The organism is Massilibacterium senegalense (genome assembly GCF_001375675.1).
GTDB lineage: Bacteria > Bacillota > Bacilli > Bacillales > Massilibacteriaceae > Massilibacterium > Massilibacterium senegalense.
Genome location: NZ_LN831786.1, coordinates 1,767,661 through 1,793,479 on the forward strand (window position 1 = coordinate 1,767,661; position 25,819 = coordinate 1,793,479).

24 protein-coding genes are annotated in these 25,819 nt (G+C 35.8%); 3 read left to right on the top strand and 21 right to left on the bottom strand.

Annotated elements, in window-relative coordinates; genetic code table 11:
- Window positions 1–30 precede the first annotated feature (30 nt).
- From BN1372_RS12135 to hpf, 21 genes are all read right to left on the bottom strand, one after another.
- The gene (locus BN1372_RS12135; protein ID WP_062199842.1) at window positions 31–843 is read right to left on the bottom strand and encodes a 6-hydroxymethylpterin diphosphokinase MptE-like protein; all 813 of its coding nucleotides are present in this window, start codon (window positions 841–843) and stop codon (window positions 31–33) included.
- A complete protein-coding gene (gene wecB / locus BN1372_RS12140) occupies window positions 836–1,972 on the bottom strand; it encodes a non-hydrolyzing UDP-N-acetylglucosamine 2-epimerase (protein ID WP_062199845.1) in 1,137 nt (378 codons plus the stop codon). The genes BN1372_RS12135 and wecB overlap by 8 nt, the downstream gene beginning before the upstream one ends.
- A 2-nt stretch (window positions 1,973–1,974) precedes the next feature.
- Window positions 1,975–3,084, bottom strand: coding sequence for a polysaccharide biosynthesis C-terminal domain-containing protein (locus tag BN1372_RS12145; RefSeq protein WP_062199848.1), 1,110 nt, complete (start codon window positions 3,082–3,084; stop codon window positions 1,975–1,977).
- A gap of 54 nt (window positions 3,085–3,138) precedes the next feature.
- Entirely contained in the window at window positions 3,139–4,155 is a 1,017-nt protein-coding gene (locus BN1372_RS12150; RefSeq protein ID WP_062199850.1) for a nucleoside-diphosphate sugar epimerase/dehydratase, read from the bottom strand.
- Window positions 4,156–4,170: 15 nt separating this feature from the next.
- Window positions 4,171–5,385 (bottom strand): glycosyltransferase family 4 protein, encoded by a 1,215-nt coding sequence (locus tag BN1372_RS12155; RefSeq protein WP_062199852.1) that lies wholly within the window; start codon window positions 5,383–5,385, stop codon window positions 4,171–4,173.
- Window position 5,386: 1 nt separating this feature from the next.
- The gene (locus tag BN1372_RS12160) at window positions 5,387–6,241 is read right to left on the bottom strand and encodes an NAD-dependent epimerase/dehydratase family protein (RefSeq protein ID WP_062199854.1); all 855 of its coding nucleotides are present in this window, start codon (window positions 6,239–6,241) and stop codon (window positions 5,387–5,389) included.
- Between the two features lie 68 nt (window positions 6,242–6,309).
- Window positions 6,310–6,918 carry a sugar transferase gene (locus BN1372_RS12165; protein WP_062199856.1) on the bottom strand — a complete coding sequence of 203 codons (609 nt, stop codon included), beginning with the start codon at window positions 6,916–6,918 and terminating at the stop codon, window positions 6,310–6,312.
- Between the two features lie 20 nt (window positions 6,919–6,938).
- Window positions 6,939–7,520: a PglD-related sugar-binding protein gene (locus tag BN1372_RS12170; protein ID WP_062199858.1), complete on the bottom strand. Its 582-nt coding sequence runs from the start codon at window positions 7,518–7,520 to the stop codon at window positions 6,939–6,941.
- Window positions 7,521–7,567: 47 nt separating this feature from the next.
- Window positions 7,568–9,391 carry a polysaccharide biosynthesis protein gene (locus BN1372_RS12175; RefSeq protein WP_062199860.1) on the bottom strand — a complete coding sequence of 608 codons (1,824 nt, stop codon included), beginning with the start codon at window positions 9,389–9,391 and terminating at the stop codon, window positions 7,568–7,570.
- Window positions 9,392–9,638: 247 nt separating this feature from the next.
- Complete coding sequence (locus BN1372_RS12180) at window positions 9,639–9,902, bottom strand: DUF2198 family protein (protein WP_062199862.1); 264 nt, start codon at window positions 9,900–9,902, stop codon at window positions 9,639–9,641.
- Entirely contained in the window at window positions 9,883–11,076 is a 1,194-nt protein-coding gene (locus tag BN1372_RS12185) for a PDZ domain-containing protein (protein WP_062199864.1), read from the bottom strand. Before BN1372_RS12185 ends, BN1372_RS12180 begins: the two co-directional genes overlap by 20 nt.
- A gap of 114 nt (window positions 11,077–11,190) precedes the next feature.
- Window positions 11,191–12,615 carry a S41 family peptidase gene (locus BN1372_RS12190; protein WP_062199866.1) on the bottom strand — a complete coding sequence of 475 codons (1,425 nt, stop codon included), beginning with the start codon at window positions 12,613–12,615 and terminating at the stop codon, window positions 11,191–11,193.
- 104 nt (window positions 12,616–12,719) lie between these two features.
- A complete protein-coding gene (locus BN1372_RS12195) occupies window positions 12,720–13,994 on the bottom strand; it encodes a murein hydrolase activator EnvC family protein (protein ID WP_062199868.1) in 1,275 nt (424 codons plus the stop codon).
- Window positions 13,995–14,174: 180 nt separating this feature from the next.
- On the bottom strand, window positions 14,175–15,269 hold the full coding sequence (locus tag BN1372_RS12200; protein ID WP_062199869.1) for a C40 family peptidase: 1,095 nt from the start codon (window positions 15,267–15,269) through the stop codon (window positions 14,175–14,177).
- Between the two features lie 32 nt (window positions 15,270–15,301).
- On the bottom strand, window positions 15,302–16,195 hold the full coding sequence (gene ftsX / locus BN1372_RS12205) for a permease-like cell division protein FtsX (protein WP_062199871.1): 894 nt from the start codon (window positions 16,193–16,195) through the stop codon (window positions 15,302–15,304).
- Window positions 16,185–16,871, bottom strand: coding sequence for a cell division ATP-binding protein FtsE (ftsE, locus tag BN1372_RS12210; RefSeq protein ID WP_062199873.1), 687 nt, complete (start codon window positions 16,869–16,871; stop codon window positions 16,185–16,187). Before ftsE ends, ftsX begins: the two co-directional genes overlap by 11 nt.
- Before the next feature lie 271 nt (window positions 16,872–17,142).
- Window positions 17,143–17,475: a c-type cytochrome gene (locus BN1372_RS12215; RefSeq protein WP_062199875.1), complete on the bottom strand. Its 333-nt coding sequence runs from the start codon at window positions 17,473–17,475 to the stop codon at window positions 17,143–17,145.
- Window positions 17,476–17,550: 75 nt separating this feature from the next.
- Entirely contained in the window at window positions 17,551–19,047 is a 1,497-nt protein-coding gene (locus tag BN1372_RS12220; RefSeq protein WP_187118412.1) for a sensor domain-containing diguanylate cyclase, read from the bottom strand.
- Window positions 19,048–19,151: 104 nt separating this feature from the next.
- A protein-coding gene (prfB, locus tag BN1372_RS12225) for a peptide chain release factor 2 (RefSeq protein ID WP_147515383.1) occupies window positions 19,152–20,250 on the bottom strand; the annotation gives its coding sequence in 2 pieces (ribosomal slippage) (window positions 19,152–20,177 and window positions 20,179–20,250; 1,098 coding nt in all).
- 14 nt (window positions 20,251–20,264) lie between these two features.
- Window positions 20,265–22,781 (bottom strand): preprotein translocase subunit SecA, encoded by a 2,517-nt coding sequence (secA, locus tag BN1372_RS12230; protein ID WP_062199879.1) that lies wholly within the window; start codon window positions 22,779–22,781, stop codon window positions 20,265–20,267.
- A 240-nt stretch (window positions 22,782–23,021) separates the two neighbouring features.
- Window positions 23,022–23,570: a ribosome hibernation-promoting factor, HPF/YfiA family gene (gene hpf / locus BN1372_RS12235; RefSeq protein ID WP_062199881.1), complete on the bottom strand. Its 549-nt coding sequence runs from the start codon at window positions 23,568–23,570 to the stop codon at window positions 23,022–23,024.
- 570 nt (window positions 23,571–24,140) lie between these two features.
- Here hpf and BN1372_RS12240 point away from each other — a divergent pair.
- The 3 genes from BN1372_RS12240 (at window position 24,141) to BN1372_RS12250 (ending at window position 25,739) form a co-directional block, all read left to right on the top strand.
- Entirely contained in the window at window positions 24,141–24,551 is a 411-nt protein-coding gene (locus tag BN1372_RS12240; RefSeq protein ID WP_407656466.1) for a MarR family winged helix-turn-helix transcriptional regulator, read from the top strand.
- Window positions 24,552–24,792: 241 nt separating this feature from the next.
- A complete protein-coding gene (locus BN1372_RS12245) occupies window positions 24,793–25,461 on the top strand; it encodes a hypothetical protein (protein ID WP_062199883.1) in 669 nt (222 codons plus the stop codon).
- A complete protein-coding gene (locus BN1372_RS12250) occupies window positions 25,458–25,739 on the top strand; it encodes a hypothetical protein (protein WP_062199885.1) in 282 nt (93 codons plus the stop codon). Before BN1372_RS12245 ends, BN1372_RS12250 begins: the two co-directional genes overlap by 4 nt.
- Window positions 25,740–25,819 lie beyond the last annotated feature (80 nt).

Below are 25,819 nucleotides of genomic sequence, written 5' to 3' on the forward strand. Positions count from 1 at the left end.
TAGGTGATTCTTACTATTCAATACGATATTTTAATTTATAATTACATCTTCAATATTTTTTTTCTCATAAGCATCCAATAGACTATTCGTTGTTAAATTAATAATAGATATATTATTTGCATCTGCATACTCTTTTAAAGAATAATGGATAGAACTTACAATGGAATACTCTTTAAGTTCTTCACCTAAAGTTCTACTTCTTTTAGATATTATTTTTTGGTTTTCATTATCATAACAATGTTCAACATTAATAGACGCAAAGGAATTGAAGTCACAACCAAGTAAGTAAATTTCTGTAAAACCCATATACATAGCTATCTTAATACATTCTGGCACAACATTAAACGTGGCTTTAGAATTTTTAGCGATATCATTTTTTTTATATTTACCAACAGGATATAGTTTTGAATACAAGTAATTAACATTAACTGGAGCATGTGTAGATGTGTTGAAAATTGTATAAGTTTCTGTTCTTAAAAAAAAAGTTGTCTCTTTCATTTCTTTAACAAGCTTCTTTGTTATATTACTATGTTCATTTAAAAATTTATTATCCACTAAACAGTAATATGTAGGAATAATATATTTAAGTAATTCACTTTTATATAAATGATTTACCCCAAAAGTAATTTCACCTTCCAAATATTTTGGGTTAACATTTTTCAATGATGGACCTGTACCTAAAATAAAACAACGTTTATTTTTATGGATATCTTTAAATTTCATATTTTTCCGAATAAGTTTTCTATCTTTAAATTTAAGCGTTAAAAAAATACAATCAGAAAAAATATTATATGCATAATAAATTAGCCCCTCTATCTTTTCTTTTATGCTAAATTTACTCATAACTTTTCACCCATACCACTCGATTGATTACTTTTGTATAACTTTGTATAATTTTCAAAACCTTGATTGATACATTAGTATCTGTATAATCAGTAGCGATAACTGTTTTCTCATTATTTTTCCACATCATTCGGCTTAGTTCAACTGATTGAATAATATCTTTTTGGTTAATTCCACCAATTATTATAGTACCCTTATCTAGTACTTCTGGTCTCTCTGTAGAAGTTCTTATTAATACTCCAGGAAAACCAAGAATTGCTGATTCTTCTGATAAAGTACCACTATCTGATAAAACACAAAATGAGTTTAATTGTAACTGATTATAATCAAAAAAACCGAACGGTTTCAATTGTTTAATTAATGGATGAAATTTAAACCTTCTCTCTTCAATCCTTTTCCAACTACGTGGATGGGTTGAATAAATAACTGGTAATTGATATGTTTCTGCAATATTATTTAAAGCATTCATTAACGAAAAGAAATTTTCTTCATTATCAATATTTTCTTCACGATGCGCTGAAACAAGGATATATTTACCTTTTTCGAGTCCTAATTCTTCAAGTACTTTACTATTTATAATATTATCCATATTTTTATAAATTACTTCAGTCATTGGTGATCCAGTAACAAAAATATGTTCTTTACGGATTCCTTCAGACAACAAATAACGGCGACTATGTTCTGTATATGGTAAATTAATATCTGAAACATGATCGACAATTTTTCGATTAATTTCTTCAGGAACATTTTGATCAAAACATCTATTTCCTGCTTCCATATGAAAAATAGGTATTTTTAAACGTTTCGCAGCTATAGCTGACATACAACTGTTCGTATCTCCTAAAATTAATAAAGCATCTGGCCTTTCTTTCACCAAAACTTCATATGACTTTGCAATAATATTCCCTATTGTTTCACCAAGATGGTCACCAACAGCATTAAGATAATAATCTGGTTCACGGAGACTAAATTCCTCAAAAAATACCTTATTTAATGTGTAATCCCAGTTTTGCCCAGTATGTACTAACATGTGATCAAAATATCTATCGCAAGCCTTGATTACTTCTGATAATCGAATAATTTCTGGTCTTGTTCCCACAATTGTCATAACTTTCATTTTATTCTTCATTTCTAAACCTCCAAAAAGTATGTATCTGTCTTATCTGGATCAAAAGGTTCATTTGCCCACATCAAAGTTACAAGATCATCTTTGCCAACGTTCACAATAGAGTGTACATATCCAACAGGAATATCTACTACTTCAAGGTTTCTGCCACTAACACGATATTCAATAATCTCATCTAAATCAATTTTTCTAAAACGAATTAAACCTTCACCACTAACCACTAAAAACTTTTCGTTTTTCGTATGATGCCAGTGGTTACCCTTTGTAATACCTGGCCTTGAAATATTTACTGAAACCTGACCTCGCTCAGGTGATTTAATAAACTCCGTAAATGATCCTCTTTGATCGATGTGCATCGTTAATGGATATGAAAATTTACCTTCGGGAAGGTAGCTTAAATAAGTACTATAAAGTTTCTTTGTTAATGGATCTCCTAGATTAGGGACGAAAAGATTTTGTCTACTTTCTTTAAAACTTTGAATTAGATCAGCTAATTCACCTAATTTAATTTTATATAAAAGTGGTATTATACAATACTTTTCTTCTGTTGTTGGTTCTTCTTCCATCGCTTTAATAAATTCTTCTATCACATCGTCAATATAACATAATGTAAGATCCACATTTTTATCACTAACCTGTATTTCAAGGTCCCTTGAAACATTATAACAAAAAGTTGCCACCACGCTGTTATAGTTCGGTTTACACCACTTTCCAAAAATATTTGGAAGCCTATAAATAAATGTTTTTACTCCTGTTTCTTTAGTATAAGAGAAAAATAATTTTTCACCGGCTCTTTTACTTTCTCCATACGGATTATTTTTTTGGGCTTGGATTGAAGAAGTAAATAAAACCGGGGATGGATTATTATGTTTTTTTAGTAAGTTTAATAATTTTAATGTAAATTCATAATTTCCTTCCATAAACTCTTTTTTATCTCTAGGTCTATTAATACCAGCAAGGTGAAAAACAAAATTACATTTTTTTGTATACATCGCTAACAAGTTCTCTTCTGTTTCTCTAGTACATTCATATATTTCTGTATATCCTCGATTCTTTAATTCAGCAACAAGATTTCCCCCTATAAATCCCTTTGCCCCTGTGACTAGAATCTTCATTTATATCCCCCCTTTTTTATTAATTTAAATTGTTCAGGTAAACTTTATACACTATTAATTATACCCTTTCAATTCTTTCCTTACATAATCTAAAGTTAATAATTTTTCTTTAATCTGCTCTACATTTAATAATTGTGTATTATGAGAGTTATATTCTTGTTCTGTAGATAACTTCATATCTCCATCAACAAAATATTTATCATAATTAAGATCTCTTTGATCAGCTGGAACTCTAAAGAAGCCACCTAAATCTTCAGCCACTACATATTCTTCTTTTGTAAGCAATGTTTCATATAACTTTTCACCATGACGGGTTCCAATGACTTTAATTTCATTATCAGCATGAAATAATTCTTTCACTGCTTGCGCGAGATCTCCAACTGTACTTGCAGGTGCCTTTTGAACCATAATGTCTCCTGCTTTAGCATTTTCAAACGCAAAAATGACAAGCTCTACAGCTTCCTCAAGACTCATTAAATATCTTGTCATATTTGGGTCTGTCACTGTTAATGGTTGTCCATTTTTAATTTGCTCAATAAAAAGAGGGATAACTGATCCTCTTGAAGCCATTACATTTCCGTAACGTGTTCCACAAATGAGTGTTTTTTCAGGAGAGACTGTTCTTGATTTTGCTACGAATACTTTTTCCATCATTGCCTTTGAAATACCCATGGCATTGATTGGATAAGCAGCTTTATCTGTAGAAAGACAAATTACCTTTTTTACCCCATAATTAATGGCAGCCGTTAAAACATTATCTGTACCAATTACATTTGTTTTTACTGCTTCAAGTGGAAAGAACTCACATGAAGGAACTTGTTTTAAAGCTGCAGCATGAAATACATAATCAACATCATGCATGGCGTTTTTAACACTTGCTAAATCTCTTACATCACCAATGTAAAATTTAAGTTTATCACTTTTATAGTGTTTACGCATATCATCTTGCTTTTTTTCATCACGAGAGAAAATTCGAATTTCCCCTATATCTGTATCTAAAAATCGTTTCATTACAGCATTACCAAATGAACCTGTTCCTCCAGTAATAAGTAAAGTTTTATTTTTAAACATTTGTAAAATCTCCTTTTACTCACATATTAATTTTTCGACTTTATCCATTAAATTTTCCTTTTTAAAGTTTTTCTCATAATAAAAAAGTCCATTTTCAGCCATTTTCGCTAGTCCTTCGCTTTCAAGTCTTGCCAATTCAATAATTTTTTTCGATAATAATTCTACATTTGCGGCAGGGCTACAAACACCAGCTTCTGCTTCTAATATAATATCAGATACTTCACCATCAGCACTAACAATAATAGGAATTTTACAAGCAAGACAAGATTGAAGTTTTGCAGGAATAGTAATTTCGAAAACTTTATTTTTTGATAAACAAATTAGTGCAGCATCCCCTCTAGCCATAAAAAAAGGAATTTTCTCTGCTGGTTGTCTATCAATAAAATTAAAATTATTACTTACCTTTTTAACTTGGGCTAGGCTAATCAATTCTTCTTTAGCCCTGCCATCTCCTATAATATTAAATCTTACTTTTAAACCAGCTTCATTTATTATTTGAGCTACGTGGGGTAATATATCCAAACCTTGTGCATATCCAATATTCCCAGCAAAAATAATATTAAAATAATCATCATCAGGTATTTCAGAAATGTCATTTTTAGAAACTTCTACAGGTTTGTAAAAATCTTCGGCATATTGTGGCCAAAATTTTAACTTTTCTTTTTGAACTCCTCTTGATTCAATAGAATTTATAAAGCTCTTTGACGACGTTAATACTAAGTTGCATCTTTCATAAATATAATCAACCATTCTTCCTATTCCACCGATGACCCATTGATTCTTAATGCCAGCAACTACTTCTACATTTTCTGGCCATAAATCTGTTACATAAAGTAAACATTTAATTTTTCTTCTTTTTGCTAACCATACCCCTGGTAAAGCCTGGGTCATAGGAGATACTTCATAAATAAATACTACATCTGGTTTTAATATTGTAAAAAATGAAAAAAAGAATCCTGATACAACAAATGATAAATAATTTAGAGCTAACATAATTGATGAATTACCACGAGGTATAATTGGAATTCGAATAATTTCTATACCTTTATAAATTTCTTTTCTCTTTTTTAAAAAACTATGACCTTTGTAAAACTTCCCTTGTGGATAATTTGGTATACCAGTTAAAACGGTTACTTTATATCCTCTTTTTACCCATTCTTCACATATGTCATTTATTCGAAATTGTTCGGGATAAAAATACTGAGAAATAACCAAAATATGCTTTTTCATTTTAACTACTTCTTTCTATTGATTCTTTAAAATCGACTACGTTATATTCATGAACATTTGAGATAGACTTATCATAATATTTATTTCCAAAAACCTTATTAATATATTTTATTTTCTTTGATAATAATCGGACTATTGGATTAAATAAGTTAACACAGTACGTTCGTTTATTTTCTATATCTCTAAAAGTTTTAATGATATCTTTTGTTGCCACATATTCTCGATTTTGCGGATAGAATACTCCATCAGAAATATTGTCTATTTGAAGTTTTAAAAACTCACATAAATTATCAATATAAATCATACTTCTTTTATTATCAATGTTAGGAAAAGCTATACACCATCTAGAAATATCCCTAAGCTTAGGAAAGTTCCCTTTACACCCTGGTCCATAAACCATCGGCGTTCTAACAATGACCGTTTTAAAACTTTCGCAATTCATTTTCTGTACTGCTAAATCAGACTCTAATTTACTTTTCCCATAAAAATTTGTTGGTCTAGGAGTTGTTTCTTCAGTAATTGGTTTTTCCACACCAATTTTATTGTCATCACCATAAATTATAATGCTACTCATTAAAACAAATTGTTTGACACCATCTTTTTTAGATTTATCTGCGACCTTGATTGCTAAATCACGATTCACTTGATAATATAGGTCTTCCATTTTGGGATCACTAGATACATGTGCAATTCCTGCTACATGTAAAACTGAATCATAAACAGAAAAATCCTTACCTTCCCATTCATGTCCTCTAACTGATATACTATGTATTTCATATTGATCCGGCCATTGTTTTAGCCAGTTCATGAAGGCGTTTCCTATATAACTATTAGAACCCGTTATTAAAATTTTCATTTCGGTTTTCCACCCTTGTTACTTTTTTTGCTATATTTCAAATCCGATTAAATTATTTTAAGAAGATGTCACAATTCCTTTGTGGAACCATCACTACCTTCTTTAACCCCTTCACTTTTAAGTACACTAAAAATTGTTTTTAAAAATATTTTTATATCAAAAAGAAGCCCAATTTTTTCGACATATTGCCCATCTAATTTAGATTTTATATCTATAGGCAACTCGTCCCTGCCATTAATTTGCGCCCAACCAGTAAGGCCTGGATAAACATTATTGGCGTTATACTTATCCCTTTCAGCTATTAAATCATATTGATTCCAAAGTGCAGGTCTCGGTCCAATAATACTCATCTCACCTTTAAGTATGTTAATAATTTGAGGTAACTCATCCAAACTTGTTTTCCTAAGAAATTTACCGCTTTTAGTAATGAATGCTTCTGGATCTTTCAGTAAATGAGTAGGCATATCATTTGGTGTATCTGTTCTCATTGTTCTAAACTTTAATATATAGAAATACTCTTTATTCTTTCCAACTCGTTTTTGTTTAAAAAATACTGGCCCTTTTGAATCTATTTTTATAATGATGGCCATTACTAAAAATAATGGCCAAAGAATTAACATTGCAATCAAAGATAATGTAAAATCTATTATCCTTTTAACTACTGGATAAACCTTCATAAAAAACACCTCTCACTCCATCACAAAATTCCATTACTCCCTACTGTTTTACCTTCAGGCAATACAAATCTTTCTTTTAAATATGTACTTGATTTCACATAAGAAGCAGCACCTATCACGGCTAAACTCTCTATATGACACATACTTCTGACAATGGCACCTGATCCAATATGTACTCCATCCCCTATTTCACAATCATGGTCCACGCATGCACTGACATTCACAATGCAACCTGTTCCTAACGTAGTACCAGTATTAACTACAGCTCTCGACAGGATAACAGTCCCTAACTGAATAGAACTATACTTACTTACCGATGCATGAGGATGAACAATAATTGGAACATCAAATCCCGCGTGAATCAATTTCTTAATCCACTCTAGTCGTTTTTCATTATCACCAAAGGCAACAATGGTATTTGAATAATCTGTAACAAAATTTCGATATTCATCTAGTGTTCCCACAATCTTAAAACCTAGTACACTTGTAACATCTGTTCGGTCATCTAAAAAAGAAATAGTATCCCATTCACCACTTAATTCCGCTGCTTCCGCTACAACTTTTCCATGACCACCTGCACCGATAATCAGTAAGTTACTCATTTTCTAACCACCGTCTTATTTATGTAATCAACAAACATTAAAAGTTCTTAATGAATATTCGATAGTACTGGCTCTTTCTCTTGTTTCACATTCGCCACTTCTACCAAATAATCTTTTAACTTCTTAGGATTATCCTGCACCTTCTCTATCATACTAATTACCATGGACACATTTTGTACACTTGCTTTCCCAATATAAATTTTCGGATAAATTTGTTCCGGATGGATTTCGTTTTCATTCAATAATTCTTCATACATTTTTTCCCCAGGACGTAATCCAGTAAACTCAATTCCTATTTCATCCACTGTATATCCTGATAATTGAATTAAGTTCTTCGCAAGATCTACAATTTTCACCGGTTCCCCCATATCGAGTACAAAAATTTCTCCACCCTTTGCAAGTGCTCCCGCTTGTAACACTAAACGAGACGCTTCTGGAATCGTCATAAAATAACGAGTAATTTCTGGGTGAGTAACGGTAATAGGTCCGCCAGCTTGAATTTGTTTTTTAAATAATGGAATCACACTTCCACGACTTCCTAATACATTTCCAAACCGTACTGCTACAAATTTTGTTTCACTTTTTTGTGCCATGCTTTGAATCACCATTTCTGCCACACGTTTGGTTGCTCCCATCACGTTTGGTGGGTTGACTGCTTTGTCTGTTGAAATGAGAACAAAGTTTTTGACGCCGAATGTATCTGCTGCTTCTGCCATGTTTTTTGTTCCAAACACATTATTTTTTACTGCTTCCCTAGGATTATACTCCATTAAGGGAACGTGTTTGTGAGCTGCAGCGTGATAGATAACGTGAGGGCGATTTTTATCTACTACTTCAAACATGCGTTCACGGTCTTGTACATCGCCGATGACTGGCACAATTTCGATTGAATCTTTGTATTTGTTATGTAATTCCATATGGATTTGATAAATACTATTTTCACCATGTCCGACTAATACGAGTTTTTCAGGTCCGAATTCGCATACTTGACGGCAAATCTCTGAACCTATCGATCCACCTGCTCCTGTTACGAGCACCGTTTTGCCAGTTAATTTTTTTGAAATCGATGCCATGTCTAACTCGATTGGATCGCGACCTAGTAAATCTTCTACTTCTACATTACGAAATTGGTTTACACTTACTTTTCCCGTAATAATATCTTCTAATTTTGGGACAATTTTTGTCGTAATTTTCGTTTCTGCACATGCATCGAAAATACGCTGTATTTCTTTTTTAGATAAAGACGGAATGGCAATAATGATTTGTTCTACTTGATATCTATCTACCGCTTCTTTTATATGATGCACGTCCCCAACAACGGGAACACCGAAGAAATCAAGTCGATGTTTTTTGATATCATCATCAATAAAGGCAACTGGTTGTAATGCTCCGTCTGGATTTTTTAACATTTGTCGGGCTACCATCATCCCTGCAGCACCAGCACCGATAATTAATGTTCGTTTCTTTTCTGTCGTTTGTTTTATGTATTGATCCCGGAATACACGCCAAATAAAACGCGAACCGCCGATTAATAACATATGTAGCATCCACGTAATCACTAATGCTCGTGCATACACATCTGAATTAATTGCAAACTGAACGAGAGCCGTTGTTAAAATCGATAACGTCACGGCTTTAAAAATAGCAATTAATTCACCAATACTGGCATATTCCCACGCTTTGTTGTAAAGTCGGTAAATACTTGCGAAAATGTGGTGGCTTATGAGAAGTGTAATTGAACTAATGAATAAAGTGGAATTTTTTAAAATATTTAAATCCGGGTGCAACACCCAAAAACTAACGTAAATTGCCGATAATACTATAATAGAATCCAGAATGACCAATAATGCTAATCTTCTTCGATAACTCAACCGAGCGAACTCCCTTCAACCTTGAAATGATACCTTCATTTCAGTCAAACTTTCCCTTCACATAGGTACATCGGTGTACCTATCAGTCTAACGTCTGATTTTATTTTACATATTAACACTATCTACATAGTATGAAAAGATGGTATCCATGTCGCTTTTGTTTAATAAATGTCGAATTATGCGAATAGGCCATCCGTTTGATGATATAACTAAAAACCAGGTCGCGATTACCACGCCTGGTTTCTTTTTACCCAATTTTTTTTTCTTTTACTAGTTTCATTTTCAATTTCACCGACAATGCAAAGCCAACTAACAAGGAAACAGATGCTGCTCCAACGACAATCATGTTATATTCACCGTTTACTTTTAACATGTCCCCAAATACACCGCCAACAAATCCAACCGCGATTAATAATGCAACCCATTCGTTAAAGGTTGCTCTCGTTAAGATTACCGTTAATGCGAGTGGAAGAATGACTGCTGCGACAATTTTAAGAATGAATACCCCCATTTGATTCCACCTCCATTTGTTCTACTTCTTCTGTTATTAATAAGACACCAAGTTCATAATGTTCATCATCGTAAATTGCACCGTTTACAAGGCGAAGTTCTCCTTGTAAGTCTAATACTTCTAATTTACAGAATGCATTGTTTTTTTGCAATGCTTCGTAAAACTCATTTTCCGTCCTTACTTTGTCCCCATTCAATTTTACGATAACTTCTCCGATTGCTAATCCCATTTTTTCTGCTGCAGAATTTGGGATTACGCCAACGATGACTAACCCATTTTTTCGAGAAGAAAAGTAAGGAGCTGCTTCTTTCTCTTTCATTCGATGATACACGTTTAGCGCTTCTCGTCCGATAATGGCTACGATAATAGTGATCCAAACAAACATTGGGAAGTAAAAACTAAGTAAGGTAAGTACCATGATGATTCCTGCAAAGATGCCGACTTGACGTCCTGTTTGTTGCACGGCATCTGCTGGTAAGGTTCCTTTCATAAATTGATACACACCAATTCCGAATGGAACGATGATTGGAGATAATGTGACATCTCCAATATGGAACACAGGCCAATACGGGAATGTTGGGATTCCTTCTTGGACTGGTAAAAATAAAACGACAGGTACTAACCAAAGACGTCTTAATTCGTGTGCACCTACTTTTTTACCCCGTTCGCTTTTCATTAAAACGGGAGATGTTTGGTTGGCTCCTTTTGTTGTAAGGAGCCATGCTTCTAAAAATAAAAGCAACGTAAGTAACACTAATACGATTGGAAAAGACGTATCTAAAATAGAATCAAAGATTGCTAGTTGAAACGCATTTTCTGGTAATACTAGTACTAGTACGAGTGCAAGGCCAATCGCGTATGCTGGAGAGACCCATTGCACTTGAAAGGTGAGACATAATAGGAGATATACGATGCCAATTAGTACAATCATACTTAAGGGAATCGTTACACCTAATAAAATCGTCACTAGCGAAAGAAAAAGTCCACCAATTAATCCACCGGTAATTGCTAGTTTCACATCGTCTACGACGTCATAAATACGATAATGGAAACTCGCTCGTTCTTTTTTGACGCGAGATAATCCAATTGTAAAGGCAATGAGTAAAAATCCATATGTAAGCGGATGGAGGAAAAAACGGCCTATTCCTCGTCCAATTTCTACTATGATATCCATCGTACCACTCCTTTCTACACAAAAAGTGGAGGGCAATTAAGAGCCCTAAAAAAAGAAACAAAATATATCCGTACTATACGGATATATTTTGACATTCTTTTTCAAAATCCTTTTTTATTCCGCTACCATTTCAATCGCGGATTGTAATTGACGGTCTTCTTCTTTCGACCGAATTTTTTCGATCACTTTCGATTCTAAGGAGCTAGCTGTTTCTTCGTCAATGATTCCTGTTGCTTCTAGTCCGTTCTGTTGTTGAAAAGCGAGTACAGCTGTTTTTGTTTGTTCGTCAAAGTATCCGTCTGTACGGCCAGGTTCAAAGCCAAGTCCCGCTAACATTTGTTGCGCGTTTTTCACTTGTTCGCCGTTTGTATCAATTTGTAATGGTTCAGTCACTTCTAAATGAGTCACATAATAGTAATCGGGTTGTTTTACTTCTACTGTCGGTTCAATTCCTTTTTTATGGATCCAGTTTCCGTCTGGTGTTAACCATTTAAACATCGTTAATTTTAACTGGCTGCCATCGCCAAGATCCATCGTTTGTTGAACCGTTCCTTTTCCAAATGATTTTTCCCCGACTAATTTATATTCGCCTGCTTCTTTTAACGCACCTGCTAAAATTTCTGATGCTGAAGCACTTCCTTCGTCAATTAACCCGATAATTGGGTACGGTTTTTTGTCTGTAATCGATGTATAGTACGGTTTTTTCTCACCGTTACGGTCTTCAATTTGGACGTATGGTTTATCTTTTGGAATTAGTTCCGCTAAAATGTCTTCTACACTTGTTAAGTACCCACCTGGATTACCGCGTACGTCTAACACTAATCCGTCGATGCCTTCTTTTTCAAGCTTGTCTAATTCTTTTTTAAACTCCGTCGCTGTTTGTTCAGAGAATGATGTAATTTCGATGATTCCGATTTTTTTGCCGTTTTGTTCTTCCATTTTTGAACGAACGGTGATAATTGGAATATCGTCACGAACGATATTGACGTTAAATGGTTCTTTGCTACCCACACGTAAAATTTTTAGTGATACTTCGCTTCCCTTTTCCCCGCGAATTTTTTTCACTGCATCATTAATACTTAATCCATCAGTTGATGTGCCGTCAATTTCTAAAATAGTATCATTCGGTTTTAGTCCCGCTTTTTCTGCTGGTGTGTCGCGAATCGGAGAAATAATCGTGACTTTTCCATCAATTAATCCTACTTCTGCGCCAATCCCTTGAAAAGATGAACCTAATGATTCCATAAATTGCGTTGCTTCTTTTACGCCCATATAGCTCGTATACGGGTCATCTAAGCTACCGACCATTCCATTAATAGCGCCTTCCACGAGCTTGTCTTTTTTCACATCCGACACATATTGTCCGGAAATGGTCCGGTACACGTCGTTTACTTTTTGCAAATCTTCTTGTGACATTCCCTTTTCGGTTGAAACCGATGAAATGTTCGATTTGCCGTACCAATCAATTGCAAAAAACATCCCCGTTGCTCCGATGATAAACGCTACCATCATGAGCGCTATGGCCGTCCTTTTTTTCATCCTTTTCACCTCAGTCTTTAACAAAAGGCACCGCGTCGTACGTGACGTGATGCCTTTTTCTTATCACTATCTTTATGATACCCCTTTAAAGAGTATGCTGTAAATTAATTTATTCCGAAACTTGCAGGGTTTACCGGGTTTTTGTAGCCACCTGGGTGAATTTCGAAATGAAGGTGATTTCCTTGTGAATCACCTGTATTTCCGACTCCACCAATCACTTGCCCTTGGCTTACTGTTTGTCCAACAGAAACGCTTCTTGAAACCATGTGCGCATACAACGTATCATATGTTTTTCCGTCCAGGTTATGACGAATCACAACGACATTTCCGTATCCACCATAATTTCCTGGTCTTCCCATAGTCGATGCAATAACACGACCAGATGCTGCTGCCACGATTGGAGTGCCTTCTGGTGCAGCGATGTCGACTCCGTTATGTGGTCGTCCCCCACGCATACCAAATCCAGAGGAGAAACGTCCGGACGTTGGACGAATAAATCCACCAGAACTTGGTGCTGCAAAAGACGGTGTCGCTACAGATGCTTGTGCAGAAGAACCGCCACTTGCTTTTTCTTGGGCAACTTGCGCCGTTGCTTGTGCTTCTTTTCGCGCTGCTTCTTCTGCTTGACGGATTTGTTCCTTAATTTCTGCTTCTTGGGCATTCAACGCAGCCACTTCTCCTTCTAAGTCATCAATTTCACTTTGCACTTTCTTTTGTTCTTCTGTTAAGGCTGCGACAAATTTATTTTTTTCTTCTTTTTGACCAGCAAGTTGATCATTTAACGATTCCAATGATTTTAAATCTTTTTCGATTACGACTAATTTATCCGCTACTTGTGTTTCTTTTTCTTCTACCATTTGTTTTTCTTTCTTTTGTGTTTCGATAATATCTTTATCTTGTTCCACGATTAAACCAAGTGCGCCCGCTTTATTTAAAAAGTCTGAAAAACTTTCAGCCGCCACTAATACGTCCACATATCGAACAGCGCCACCGTTCGTTTGGATGTCTTTCATTCTTTCTTTTAACAGTTCGTCCCGTTCTTTAATTCGTTTTTCTAATTCACTAATTTGCGCTTTTAATTGATCGATTTCCTTTTGTGTTGCTGCTACTTCGTTTTCTTTCGCCGTTACTTTTTTCGATGTTGTTAAAATTTGCGCTTCTAGTTGTTTAATTTGATTTCGTATGTTCGTTGCTTCGTCTTCTAGTTTAGTATTTTCTGTATTTTTTTCGCTAATTTCACCTTGGATTTTTTGCTTCTTTTGTTGTACGTCGTTTAATTGATTGGCTTTTACTTGATTTGGTACGTATGTAGTGCCTAATGAACTAAGTCCTAATGTACATACCGCTGTTAATGTGAGTAATTTGTATGGTCGTTTCAATTTTGTCACCTCTATGTAAATTCTGTATCTCCAAAAACCCAACCAACTACCATTATAATGCATATCTAGGAAAAAAGGTGGTGATTCATCCACATTTTTTGATGAAACCCCACCTTTTTATCTATTTTGATCTGAAACAATACATCTTTTTGTTCTATTTTCAAAGAAAAGTTTTTTAGATTAATAACGAGCTCCACCTACGTAAGCGCCTGACCAGTAACCACTGTTTAAGTTAGACACCGTTACACCACGTGTAGAATCTGCGTGACGGAATTGACCGTTTCCTACGTAAACACCTACGTGAGAAACACCACCACCACCTGTGTTAAACGCTACGATATCGCCTGGTTGCAGACTACCTTTATCGACCTTTTGACCACCTGCATATTGTGCAGCTGATGTACGTGCTACACTTTTACCATTTGCAGACATTACTTGTTGTGTAAAGGAGCTACAATCGATTCCACCAGAGCCTGTGCCACCAAAACGGTATGGTGTACCGTCCCAGTTAGAACCTAAGTTAGAAAGTGGTCCACCACCTGGTGCTGCAGAAGATGCAACATAACTTACTTCATTTGCTGCGCCAGTAACACCACCGCCGCCACCGCGTTGTGGAGCTGCTTGTGCGGCACGAGCTGCTGCCATTTGACGATTTAATTCTTCCATTGCTTCAATTTCTGCAATAATTGCACGTTGTTCAGATGTTACACCGCTTAATGTAGACGCATGTTCACCTTTTGCGGATTCTAAATTACTTAATTCTTCACCTAGTGTTACTAAGTTTTCATTTACTTTGGTTTTATCTGTTTGTAATTTATCTTCTAAATTATCTAATTCTTCTACTTTTTCTTGTTGATCTGTTGTTAACGTTCTAACAAGTGCCATACGATTCACTGTATCAGTAAAATCTTTTCCGCCTAAAATGACATCTAACATGCCAACTTTACCAGCTTTTTGTGTCGCCTGTAACGTTGCACCTAGCTCTGCTTTTTTCACTTCCATTTTAGCCATTGTTTCTTCGATTTCTTTTGCTAAACGTTCGTTTTCTTTATTTAATTCGTCTATTTTTGCTTGTGAACTGTTGATTTGACTTTCTAAATCTTTAATTTGTTCGCGAACTTTTGCTACTTCTGCTTCTAATTGTGCATTTTTATTTTTTAATTGTTGTAGCTCATTTGCTTTTGCTACTGGTTGTTCTGTGTAAACGGCTGTTAACCCACCGAATCCGATGGTTAGTGCTGCTGTGATCGCTAAAAATTTATTCGTCTTCTTCATTGTTCTCAAGTCACCCCGACTATTTTTTATCTTTATATTTTCAAGAATTTTCGTAAACTCATAACGCTTCCCCAAATACCAATTAACGAACCGAGTAATAATAACAGGAACGAAATGTTAATCGTTAGTGGGAAAACAGGAACCATTGTCAGCAATAAAGCTTGCACGCTGGAATTTAAATAATCATATACTGCGGTATATCCTAAAATAACGACTAAAATAGGAATAATGGAACCGAGTACACCTAACATTAAACCTTCTACGAAGAATGGCCAGCGAATAAAGCTATTCGTTGCTCCAACTAATCTCATAATCTCAATTTCTTTCCGACGAGCAAAGATTGTAATTTTAATTGTATTAGAAATTAAGAACATGGCTGTTAACAGCAAGCCGACAATTAAAATCACCCCGAATGTTCGTAATGATTTTAATACGCTAAAGAGACGCTCTACTGTTTTCGCTCCATAGTTTACTTTGTCTACGTTTGGAAATTTTTCAATTTGTGTGGCAATTTTTTTCGTATCGTGTGGATCTTTTGCTTTAATTAAGTAAGCATCTAATAATGGATTTTCAGATCGTAACGATTCGAATGTTTTAGAATCCTCTCCGAAGTCTGTAATTAGGCGATCTAATTGTTGTTCTTTCGTTTCATACTTCACTTCGCCGACTTCTGGAATTTGTTTGATTTTTTGTTCTAATGCTTTTCGTTGTTCTTCTGATGTGTCTTTTTTCAAGAATACACTCATTTCCACGTCGCTTTCAATTTTTGAAGCCATGTGGTTGAAATTTGCTAAAACTAATAAGAAAAATCCTACAATGAGTAAGGTTACGGTTACGGCGCTAACGGATGCGAATGTCATCCAGCCATTACGACCGATACTTTTTACCCCTTCGCGAATATGACGTTTAAGGGTTTCAGCCTTCATAACTGTATTCCCCCTTATGATCGTCACGTACGATTTGTCCTCCGTCAATCTCAAGGACACGCTTACGCATCGTATTTACGATTTCTTTGTTGTGTGTGGCCATCACAATGGTTGTTCCCAGTGCATTGATTTCTTCAAATATGTCCATGATTTCCCAAGATGTTTCAGGATCTAAGTTTCCTGTTGGTTCATCGGCGATAATCACCTTCGGACGATTGACTATGGAACGAGCGATGGATACACGTTGTTGTTCCCCACCTGATAATTCAGAAGGTAACGAACGAGCTTTATGTTTTAATTTTACTTGTTCTAACACTTCCATGACGCGTTTTTTCATTTCCCGCGCGTCTGCTTCAATAACTTCCATCGCAAATGCTACATTTTCATATACCGTTAAGTTCGGTAGTAGCTTAAAATCTTGGAACACGATTCCGATATTACGACGTAAATACGGAATGTCGCGTTCTTTTAATTTTGAAACGTTTTGACCGGCAATATTAATATCACCTTTTGTCGGCTTTTCTTCTCGGTACATTAACTTAATAAACGTTGATTTCCCTGCACCGCTCGGGCCAATTATGTAAACAAACTCACCTTGGTCTATCTTTACATTTATATCGTTAAGCGCGAGCACCCCATTGGAGTAACGCTTATACACATTTTTCATTTCTATCAAAAATATCACTTCCTAAGGATGTGTTTTCAAACAAAGTTCGACAAAGTTTATGCTTCCTTGTCGTTCACATTGACCATTATAGCATTGGTTCGTCATTTTTTATGTTACAGTTATATTTCAAAATATTACACTTTGTAACAAACGCGTTACATCAACGTTTGGATGCGGTTTCATCTTTGTGAAGAATTTTTGAACGTGGAAATTACAACAGTGAGTGTTTATTGTAAACATGAAAAAACCGTACCACAAAAATTGTGATACGGTTTTTTGATTATTCGCCTTTTTGTTCTAACAAGTAGTTGACGATTTCATCTAGTTCTTCGCCTTCTACATTTTGTTTCGGCATCGCACCTCGTCCGTTTACGACCACTTCACGAATTTCATCTTCCGATAAGCGGCTACCTACGTCTGTTAAAGCAACCCCAACGCCACCTTCTAAATTTTGACCATGACATGCAAGACAGCCTTTTTGATCCATCACTGTTTTGCCTGTTGCTTCTTCTTGTTTTGGTGCCTCTGTTTTTGTCTCTTTGTCCGCGTCATCGCCACCACACGCCGTTAACATTAATGCACTTCCAAATAAAACGACTGCAAGTTTTTTCATCCCTTTACCTCCTCCAATAGTGTAAGAAAGCGTTTCAATTTTTATTTTACATGATTCATTGTAGCTTCTCAATTTTCACCTATACTTACGATGTTTGCTCTTTTCTTCGTACATAGATTCATCTGCTTTGGCCATAATCATATCAATCGTATTTCCATCTTCCGGGTAACAACTATATCCGATACTAATCCCAACATCACAATAGTTTCCTTCAATATAAATCGGTTTATCAAAAATAGCTTCCACAGCTTTTATTACTTTTTGTTTTGTTTTTTCATCTGCTTGATGCAGGACAATCGAAAACTCGTCACCACCTAAACGAAATACTTCACCTTGATCTTGGACGGCCTTTTTGATTTGATTCGCTAAATAAATGAGTAACTCATCCCCAACCGCATGTCCAAATGTATCGTTCACTGCTTTAAATCGGTCCATATCTAAATAACAAAAAATAAACGGTCGTCTTCGTTTCATTTTTTCTTCTAACACTTTATGACACCTAAACCGATTGCCGACTTTCGTTAATGAATCTTTCGTTACGAGTTTTTCTAATGATTGTTGGTACCTGCGTTCTTGTCTTACTAATTTTTCTGAAATCGCATAAATGATCATCACCCCGATAATGATAATAATCGTGCCAACAATCGTCCGTAATTTTAATGGTAACAATAATTGGTGCAGTTGCTGATGCGATAATTTTGTTAAGACGTATAATTTTTCATTCGTTTTGACATGCCACTGAGCAGGATAGATAATTTGTTGATATACATATAAATTCTCGTCTTCAAAAAAATATCCTTTTGTATCTTTTTGAATTTTTCTAAACACTTTCGGATTATCATACATTAAAGAGTCTCGACTACGATTTGGATACATAAACCCCCAATTTTTTTCCTCTGTTGGGGAAGACAAATAATATCCTTTCTCGTTTAACAAATAATATTCGCGCTGCCCACGCGCAACAGAAAACTCAAAATGACGAATTAATTGGTCTGCCATGTAGTTCAATACGACGATTCCTTCTACTTCCCCATCTCGGTTAAAGACAGGACTTGCGATGTAGTTCATCGGTTGAATCGGATTCGCGACTCTTAACCCGTTCTTTTTTAATTGAAGCGGACAAATATGTATTTCTCCATAATCTAAAGAAATTGCTTTTTGAAAATACGCTGCTTCGCTCCGATTTTGTAAGGCACTTTCTTGCACAAATTCAGGCGTACCATTGTTGTAGTTAATGGCAATCACTTCTTTTCCATCCTTTTGAATAAAGCGCATTTGATCGTACCGCATCTCTTCTTTGACAAACATAAAAAAGTTATAACTCGTATTGCGAAAAAAAGCAGAATCATCCGTTTCATCAAGATGACTTTCATATACTCTCGTAAAAAAGCGCAAATCACGAATCGCGTCTTCGATATCGCTTTTGATTACTTCGTTACTAATTTCTGTTATATTTTGTTCTTCCATAATCGCATTTTTTAAAATTAATTTTCGTTCACTGTAATATAAAAGAATTGCCATAACAATAACAAGAAACATGGAAATGGCTAATAACACTCGATATTGTTTCATCTCGTTCCCACCAATCTGTGTATCTACCATTACTATACACTTTTTAGTGCAAAAGAAAATACAGCCTTTGAAAAAAGACTGTATTTTTCAAAAAAGTTTTTGAATTAGATCATCGAACGTAAATAAGCATCGATAAACACGTCTAAATCTCCGTCCATGACCCCTTGGATGTTCCCAACTTCGACGTTTGTACGATGGTCTTTTACCATCGAATATGGGTGAAAAACGTACGAACGGATTTGGCTACCCCACCCGATTTCTTTTTGTTCCCCGCGAATTTCATCCATCGCTGCTTGTTTGTCGTCTAGCTCTTTTTGATACAATTTTGCTTTTAACATTTTCATCGCAGCTTCCCGGTTTTTAATTTGCGAACGTTCATTTTGACACGAAACGACGATACCAGTCGGAAGATGGGTAATTCGTACAGCAGAGTCTGTCGTATTAACATGTTGTCCACCAGCCCCACTTGCCCGGTACGTATCGATCTTAATATCTTCCGTACGTACTTCGACTTCGATATCATCATCAAATTCTGGCATCACGTCACAACTAACGAATGACGTATGCCGACGACCAGAAGAGTCAAACGGAGAAATCCGGACAAGACGGTGTACCCCTTTTTCCGCTTTTAAATAGCCGTAAGCGTTGATTCCTTTTATTAATAACGTCACACTTTTTACACCCGCTTCATCGCCAGGTAAATAGTCTAGCGTTTCTACTTTAAACCCGTGACGTTCCGCATAACGCGTGTACATCCGTAATAAAAGTGATGCCCAGTCTTGTGATTCTGTTCCACCAGCACCTGGATGTAATTCTAAAATTGCACTGTTTCGGTCATATGGGCCACTTAATAAAAGTTGTAATTCAAATGCATTTAACTCTTTTGTAACATCGCCTAATTGTTCTTCTAACTCTGCTTCTAGTTCTGCATCTGGTTCTTCTTTTAATAATTCAAACGTCATATCTAAATCTTCGTATTTTTCTTCTAGTGCTTTCATTTCATTGACTAAATCTTTTAAAGCATTTGCTTCGTTAATGACTTTTTGCGCCACTTGTTGGTCATCCCAAAAGCCTGGTTCGACCATTTGGGCATCTAACACTTGGATGCGAGCCTCTTTGGCATCTAAGTCAAAGAGACCCCCTAAAGTCCGCTAATCGTTTAGCCATTGTTGAAAGTTCGTGTTTTATTTCTGCTTGTTCCACGCTTATTCCACTCCTTATTCGTTTTTGCCGTGACAATGTTTATATTTTTTCCCGCTTCCGCACGGACAAGGGTCATTTCGACCGATGTTCACTTTACGGCGAACTGGTTTCCGTTTCGGTGCTTCGCCGTCTTCATTCGGCACGACAGCTTTTCCTTCTGCCACTTGTTCCCGCTTCATGTTGTCTTCTAATTGTGCTTTCATCACATACGTCGATACTTCTTCGCCAATTTCCGCTACCATCACTTCAAACATGCTGAAGCCTTCCATTTGATACTCGCGAAGTGGATCGTTTTGACCGTATGCACGTAAATGAATTCCTTCACGCAATTGTTCCATCGCATCGATATGATCCATCCATTTACGATCTACCGCACGAAGAATAATAATTTTTTGGAATTCGTTAAATCGTTCTGGCTCAAATTCTTGTTCCTTTTCATCAAAATAGTGATGTGCGTTCGTTTTTACGATTTCAACTATTTCTTCTCGTTCTTTTTCTTGTAGTGCCTCAAGTGTTAACATGCCTTCTTTTAACACCGTCGAATTTAAATGTTCTAGCATCGCATCTAATTTCCACTCTTCCGGTAATTCTTCCGGTGGTGTGTGAGAAGCGACAATTTGGTCAATCGTTGCATCCACCATGCTTAACGTAATATCGCGTAAATTGTCCGACTCGATGACTTCTTGACGTTGTTTGTAAATAACTTCCCGTTGTTGACGCATGACATCATCATATTGGAGCAACTGTTTCCTCGCGTCAAAGTTATTTCCTTCTACTCGTTTTTGCGCCGATTCCACCGTACGCGTAATCAGTTTACTTTCAATTGGCATATCATCGTCGACACCGAAACGATCCATTAAGCTTTTCACATTATCCGAACCGAAGCGACGCATTAACTCATCTTCCATTGAAATGTAAAATTGCGAAAAACCAGGATCCCCTTGACGTCCACTACGACCACGAAGCTGATTATCAATCCGGCGACTCTCGTGACGTTCTGTCCCTAAAATACATAATCCACCTAACTCGACAACGCCTTCCCCGAGTTTAATATCGGTACCACGACCAGCCATGTTCGTCGCAATCGTTACCGCACCTTTTTGACCAGCACTTTCAATAATTTCCGCTTCTTTCGCATGGTTTTTCGCGTTTAACACGTGGTGTGGAATGCCTTTTCGTTTTAACAGTTGGCTAATATGTTCACTCGTTTCAATACTAACCGTCCCAACAAGAATCGGTTGTCCTTCTTTATGACGCTTTTCAATTTCCCGAATGAGCGCTTGGAACTTTCCATCCATCGTTTTAAAAATCAAGTCTGGTTTATCGTCTCGAAGAACCGGTTTATTCGTCGGAATAACGAGTACGTTCATATTGTAAATGTTCCGGAATTCTTCTTCTTCCGTTTTCGCTGTCCCTGTCATCCCCGCTAATTTTTCGTACATACGGAAATAGTTTTGGAACGTAATCGTTGCTAATGTCATCGATTCCCGTTGAATCGTTAAGCCTTCTTTTGCTTCAATCGCTTGATGCAACCCGTCACTATAACGGCGTCCCGCCATTAAACGACCCGTAAATTGGTCAACAATCACTACTTCCCCGTCTTGGACAACGTAATCCGTGTCGCGAAGCATAATGTTATTGGCACGTAACGCTAAGTTAATGTGATGATTTAATGCTACATGCGATAAATCATATAAGTTTTCAATCCCAAATGCTTTTTCGGTTTTATTCATTCCTTCTTCGGTTAACTGAATCGTTTTCGTTTTTACATCAATCGTAAAATCTGTTTCTTTTTTTAACGTTTTCACGAAACGATCCGCCTGTCCGTAAAGGTCTGTTGATTTTTGAGCAGAACCAGAAATAATTAGTGGTGTCCGCGCTTCATCAATTAAAATCGAGTCGACCTCGTCAATAATGGCATAATGAAGCGGACGTTGTACTTGTTCTTCTTTATATACAACCATGTTATCGCGCAAATAATCGAATCCAAATTCATTATTCGTCCCATATGTAATATCTGCTGCATATGCTTCTCGTTTTTCTTCCGAAGACATACCACTAATATTTAATCCAACCGTTAAACCTAAAAATTGAAACAGTTGGCCCATTTGTTCCGCATCACGACGAGCTAGATATTCGTTGACCGTTATGATATGTACTCCTCTGCCAGAAAGGGCATTTAAATAGGCAGGTAACGTCGCAACGAGCGTTTTCCCTTCCCCAGTTTTCATTTCCGCAATATTTCCTTCATGAAGGGCTAGTCCACCGACTAATTGTACATAATACGGATGTAACCCGAGCGAACGCTTCGCTGCTTCACGCGCCACCGCAAATGCTTCAACTTTAATGTCATCAAGCGTTTCTCCTTTTTCAAGACGCGCTTTAAACTCATCCGTTTTTGCCCGCAATTGTTCATCAGACAATGCTTCTGTTTCAGATTGTAATGCATCTATTTCATGCGCCGTTTTTTCTAACTTCTTCAGTTGGCGACTCGTGCCGTCTGGAATAATCTTTTTTAAAAAATCTAACATGATAAACGACCTCATTTCGTTTTTATGCGTTTCTTTTTTCACTCGATAGCCTTAAAATACCATCAAGTTTAATCATAACAATTAAAAAAACCGCTGACAAGAAGGCAGACAGGAAAGTGTAACATTATTTATTCGAAGTCCATTTGGTAGGTATTGGGGGAAAGAAAGAAAATAACGGAACGATACGAACGAAAAAAAAGGGTTACCCAACAAATGTCGGGCAACCCTTTTCCTATATGATCATTCAGGTTCAATTACACCGTATTGACCGTCTTTACGACGATACACTACATTGGTGTCGCCTGTTTCGGCTTCTTTAAATACGAAGAAGTTATGTCCTAACATATCCATTTGAAGAACGGCTTCTTCTACATTCATCGGTTTTAAATTAAACCGTTTGGTACGATAAATTTTGATTTCTTCCTCTTCCGCTACAGGTGCGTTTACAAATGGCGCATCCGCAAATTCGAATTTCGTAGCACCTTCTTGACGTGCTTTACGATTTACTTTTGTTTTATGCTTACGAATTTGACGTTCTAGTTTGTCAATGACTAAATCAATCGCAGCATACATATCATTATGAGTTTCCTCTGCACGTAATAACAAGTGCGGCATTGGAACGGTTACTTCCACTTTTTGTTTTTTATCGTTGTACACTTTTAAATTCACATGTACATCAGTTCTTGGAGGAGTGTCAAAATATCGTTCTAATTTTCCAACTTTTTTTTCAACATAATCTCTTAGAGCATCTGTTACTTCAATGTTTTCTCCACGGATATTGTATAGCATAACGAATTCCCCTCTTTCTATTTCCAGTGTACCTTACACTATGTATGTACCCGCTTTCAAAAAGAATAAACATAGGAAAAGCAAAAAAGTGGAGGGTGGCTTGCTCACCGACAGAGTAATAAAGCGCACGATGGAAGAGGCGTCTCTTTGCCTCTGGAATCGGGTGACTTATTACGGTAGTCGGTAGCCTCCCGAAACTGGATCATTAAAAAAGTGGAGGGCGCTTGTTCAGGGGCGACTAGCATAAGATGAATTGCAGAATGAGGCGATTCTTCCTCATGGAGCAATACAGCTTATGACTCGAGCCCCTAGCGCCCGGAACTGGATTATTAAAAAGTGGAGATGGGCTCGGTCAACGACGGAGCTATAAGGCGGAGGGCGGAAGAGGAGCCTTTTTGCCTCTGGAGCACTTTGACTTATAGCGGAAGTCGTTAGCCCATCGCAACTGGATTATTAAAAAGGTCCAACTCAAAAGATTCCAATTTTATATTATTGGCAGTGCGCTAAATTAATTATATACTTACTATATAATTAATTTAGTTAAATATTTAAATAGGCTGTGAGTATGTGTTGAAAAATAATAAAATAAAATATGTAGAAATCATTATGAAGGAAATGCTTGAAATACAGCAAAAGTCCAAGATGTTTACCAATCTTCTTTCTGAAGGAGAAGCACTATCGCAAAACCAGCTTATCCTTCTCATTCAACTGAAAATTAATGGTGGAATGAAAGTAACGGAAATTGCAGATTTTTTTAGTGTTACTCCTGGAGCTGTAACATCAATGTGTGATAAATTAGAAAAATTACTTTTAGTGCAAAGGGTTAGAGAAAAAGAAGATCGGCGAGTGGTGAAGGTAATTTTAACAAATAACGGCGAAGCTAAGGTTCAAACCATTTTTTTGAAGTTTTCTCAAGAAAAACTGACAGAAATAGCACAATCATTAATGGAAGTTAATCAATTAATGGAAAAAATCTTTTGAAAACTGTTTTCAAAAGATACATGAACTCGAAATGAACAAAATAAAAAGATTCAAAACATTGTTACATGAATGTTTTGGATCTTTTTATTTTGTCAAAATTCCCTTTGAAAGTCGTAATCGCTCACATGAAAATATACGGAATTTTTTTATTCTTGACAAAATGATAGTACATATAATTTAATTGATATATATTTTAATAGATAAAATATATATCAATTAAATTATTATGAGGTGATAATTAGTGAACAATAAACCAGTTCAAAAACTACGTAGTATAACTCTGACAAGCGGTAGTGTGAAAAATCTAGATGCAGACCTTGAACAACTAAATATTCGCGGCTCTGTATCTTTATATCCAGAAATACGCTTACAAATCATTTCAACCCATGGATATAGTTCTTTTCATTCTTGTGTAGAAGCACATAGTTTACAAAGTTCAGGGTCATGTAAAATGAAAAACATTTGTAAAATTAATGAAATTATAAATGCAGGAAATCTAAAGATGCAAAAAGGACTTGTAACAAAAATTAGTAGTTCAGGAAAACTGACAATTGAACAACAATTACAGGCAGAATGTATAGATGCAGTTGGGATAGTGCGGGCATTAGACATACAAGCAAAGTATTTTAATTTAAAATTGTCTAGTGAAAGTTTCATTGAATACCTTATGGCAGATGAAATATACGTAGATAAGGATGTATTATCGTTTTCTTTTTTAAGGAAAAGACTAAATTGCAAAAGTATAAAAGGAAAAAACGTCCATCTTTCTTATACAGTTGCAGAAAGCGTAGAAGGGGATGTTGTATCAATTGGTACTAAATGTACTATCAAAAAACTTTACTATAAAGAACATTATTCGATTTCTCCAAGTGCGAAAGTACAACAGATAATCAAGAGGGAGAAGGCATGAAACTAAATAAAGCGATGTCTTCCTTTTTTTATACATTAGCCATTTTAGTTTTATCTATCTTATATGCAGGGTTAGTTTTAAGTGCGATTTTTTCTGTACTAGCCGGTATTTTAAGAACATTTGGTTTCGAACAAATAAAAATGGGGATTTGGTACGGCGTGGAACTTCCAATAGCTTTAAGTATTCCTCTATCAGTACTTGTTTCTTTTTTCCTTCTTTTTTGTTCACATTATGTAAAACGTTTTATTACATTTTTCGTCTCGAAGCTTAAATGTTAATATGCTTTAAAAAATCCCACTATCTAATGATGACAGATAGTGGGATTTTAGCATTCAAAAACCCATTTCAATAAATTGAA